Consider the following 3,392-nt stretch of genomic DNA (forward strand, 5'->3'; position numbering starts at 1 on the left):
CCTCTCTTCCTCCATGCCGACGCCGCGCTCCGAGAGGTCGTCGATCGGATCAACCCCGCCGACTTCTCCTCCCCCGTGCCGAGGGAATCGAGTCAGCTCGAGTCGCCGACGCTGCTCGGCATCCTCGGGCGCCATGCCTACGACGAAGCCTGGGTTCCCGACGTGATCGTCGGGCGCGCGGCCGCCGACGGCGATCCGTTCGCCGATGCCGACCTGTTGGGCGACGATCCGGTCGCCTCGTTCGACGCCCTCAACGACAAGGCCACGGCCGCGGTCCGCGCGGGTGAGTTCGTGGACACCTTCCACTTCACCTAGAGCGACTACCCGGCCGACGAGGGGTTCGCGCACCTCGCGACGTACCGGGCGTTCCAGGCGTGGTCGATCACAAAGTAGTTCGGCATCCCGTTTCACCTCTCCCCTGAGCTCATCGAGGGTATGAACGAACACGTCACCCCGCATGCCGACGAGTGGCGCCAGTGGGGTGTCTTCCCGCCGGCTATCGAGCCGCCGGCGGGTGCCGACGACGAGACCGTGCTGCTGTGCACCCTGGGGTTCTGGAAGCCGTAAGCCTCGGCGTCACATCCCCGGCGCCATATCCGCGAACCGCGAATAGTGCCCCTGGAACGCGACGGTAATGGTGTCGGTCGGCCCGTTACGGTGCTTCGCCACGATCAGGTCCGCCTCGCCCGCACGAGGTGAGTCCTTCTCATACGCCGCCTCGCGGTGCAGCAGCACCACCATGTCGGCATCCTGCTCGATCGAGCCCGACTCGCGCAGGTCCGACAGGGCGGGCTTCTTGTCGGCGCGCTGCTCGGCACCACGGTTCAGCTGCGACAGCGCGATGACGGGAACCTGCAGTTCCTTGGCCATCAGCTTGAGCGCACGCGAGAACTCACTGACCTCCTGCTGGCGCGACTCGACGCGCTTACCGCTCGTGAGCAGCTGCAGGTAATCGATGACGACCATCTTCAGACCCTCGCGCTGCTTGAGGCGACGGCACTTCGCGCGGATCTCGACGAGCGTCATGTTGGGGCTGTCGTCGATATAGAGAGGAGCGTCGTTGATGCGACCGCGGGTGGCGGCGACGGTGGTCCAGTCGCGTGAGTCCAGGGTCCCCTTGCGCATGCTCTGCAGAGGGATCTGGCCCTCGGCGCTCAAGAGGCGCATCGCGATCTCGCTGCGGCCCATCTCGAGCGAGAAGAAGATGCACGGGGCGTTCGACTTGATCGCGGCGGCACGGGCGAAGTCGAGCGCGAGCGTCGACTTACCCATGGCGGGACGCGCGGCGAGCACAATCATCTGCCCCGGGTGCAGACCGTTGGTCAGCTGGTCGAGGCCGGCGAAGCCGGTGGGGATGCCGGTCATCGACCCGTCGCGACCGCGAGCGGCCTCGATCTCTTCGACCGCGGCATCCACCGCCATCGTCAGGGGGATGTAGTCCTCGGCGCTGTCGTCGCCCGACACGTTGTAGATCTCGGCCTGCGCGCTGTTGACCAGCTCGACCGGGTCACCCTCGCCGGCGTAACCCATCTGCACGATGCGGGTACCGGCCTCGACCAGGCGGCGCAGCATGGCGCGCTCCGACACGATCGACGCGTAATAGCCGGCGTTGGCCGCGGTCGGAACGATCGAGGTGAGCGTGTGCAGGTAGTCCGCCCCCCCGGCGCGCTGCAGCTCACCGGTCTTGATGAGCTCGTCGGTCACGGCGACGACGTCGGTCGGCTCGCCGTGCGAGTAGAGCGTGAGGATCGCCTCGAAGATCAGCTCGTGCTTGGGCACGTAGAAGTCGGGGCCGCGCAGCGTCTCGATGACGTCGGCGACGGCGTCCTTCGACAGCAGCATGCCGCCCAGCGCGCTCTGCTCGGCGAGCATGTCGTGCGGGGGCGTCCGCTCGGGACGCGGGGCTTTTCCGAGACGCTCTTCGGCGATGTCAGCGATCGACAACAGGCTCTCCATTCGGTTCTCGGGCGGTGGCCGCGCCGTGCGCCTCGCGCGCGCGTGAGAACCTGCGGCGAGAGGTGGAACGGCCTCGGGAGCGATGGTTTCACCGACGTCCGACATCGACGCGCGCGGCTCGTGAACCCAGGGCCCGAGGGGCTGCACCCACGCTAGATACCACCTTCTCCACATGCAAATGACCCTGTGGATAACTCTGTGGAGAGTTTGCGGGAAACGCCGCCGTGTCTGTGCACAACTACTGTGGAGAACTCGGTGGATGGATACAAAATTGCGCTCCGAAAAGACGCTTGGCCGGGCCTTTCTTTCTCCACAGGTTTCCTGTCGAAAACCCGCGTGAACTTCGGCTTGAAGGTTGTGCGCTAGGGCTTCCACATGTGTACAACCCGGGGGATAACTCGGCCGCGGCGTACCCAGTCGGACGCCTCGCTGTCAAGTTTTTTCATCCGCCCGGCGTGTCGAACGTCACACTTCGCCGTCATACCTACGTAGTACGGGGACTACTGAGATTTCACCCGCGCTCTTTCGGAGCCCCGATCCGCGGCGTAGCGTCGCCCCCTCACGGCCATTCACCTATGGGGGGCGAATCGTGAACGACACGCTGGACAGAGGGGCACCGCGATTCGCGCGGGCGCTGCTTCTCGGCGTGCTCGCGATCCTCGGCTTCGCCGTCCTGTCGCTCTTCTCGTCCACGTCCTCCGCGTCCGCGGACGACGGAGGCGGCCTGCTCGGGGCCGTCGGATCGACCGTCAACGGCGTCACCGACACCGCCGGCGGAGCCGTCGAGACCGTCGTCACTCCCGTCGCTGAAACGGCTCAACCGGTCGTCGAGACGGTCGTCACCCCGGTTGCCGAGACGGTCGTCGAGACCGCTCAGCCCGTCGTCGAAACGACCACGCAGGTTCTTCCCGCACCCGTCGCCGAGACCGTCACCTCCACCGTCGAGGCCGTTCCCGCCGTGATCCCGGCCGTCGTTCCCGCGGTGGTCGACACCGTCAACACGGTCGGCGACACCGCGAACGGCGCCGTCAGCGGCACGGTCGGCGTCGTCGGAGACGTCGTCTCAGGAGTCGCCGACTCGGGCATCGTCGGTGGTGTCCTGCACCCCGTCGTCGACACCCTCGAGTCCCTCCCCATCGTGGGCGCGGTCGTCGAGGGCACCGGCCTGGGCGAGGTCGTCACGGGCGTCGGCGACACCGTCGACGAGACCCTGCCGGTCGTCGTGGGCGAGCTGCCGGGCGTCGACCCGGTGATCCCCACGATCCCCGGCGGCACGCAGACCGGCGGCGGCACCAGCCCGCTCCCCCAGACGCCCGGTGTCAACCTCCCCGAGCTCCCCGGCCTGCCCACGACGGATCTCCCCGGGTCCCCCGACGCGGCCGTCGAGGCCACGGCATCCCTCGCCCCCTCGGTCTCGACCACCGCCCTCGCCGACC

Annotated in this window: 3 protein-coding genes and 1 pseudogene; 3 read left to right on the forward strand and 1 reads right to left on the reverse strand. The window is 67.8% G+C overall.

The features are described from left to right. Positions 1-315 (forward strand): annotated as a pseudogene (locus DBR36_RS18355) (hypothetical protein); the annotation flags it as partial. Positions 316-435: 120 nt separating this feature from the next. Next, positions 436-567, forward strand: coding sequence for a hypothetical protein (locus tag DBR36_RS18360; protein ID WP_258222737.1), 132 nt, complete (start codon positions 436-438; stop codon positions 565-567). A 9-nt stretch (positions 568-576) separates the two neighbouring features. Here the strand turns inward: DBR36_RS18360 and dnaB are convergent, their stop codons facing one another. Beyond that, a complete protein-coding gene (gene dnaB, locus DBR36_RS10900; RefSeq protein ID WP_375136074.1) occupies positions 577-1,956 on the reverse strand; it encodes a replicative DNA helicase in 1,380 nt (459 codons plus the stop codon). A gap of 589 nt (positions 1,957-2,545) precedes the next feature. On the opposite strand from dnaB, the gene DBR36_RS10905 reads away from it, so the two are divergent. After that, positions 2,546-3,392: hypothetical protein (locus DBR36_RS10905; RefSeq protein WP_108319299.1), on the forward strand; the 847-nt coding region annotated here is incomplete at its 3' end.

Origin of the sequence: Microbacterium sp. HMWF026 (genome assembly GCF_003061325.1) — a bacterium.
GTDB lineage: Bacteria > Actinomycetota > Actinomycetes > Actinomycetales > Microbacteriaceae > Microbacterium > Microbacterium testaceum_E.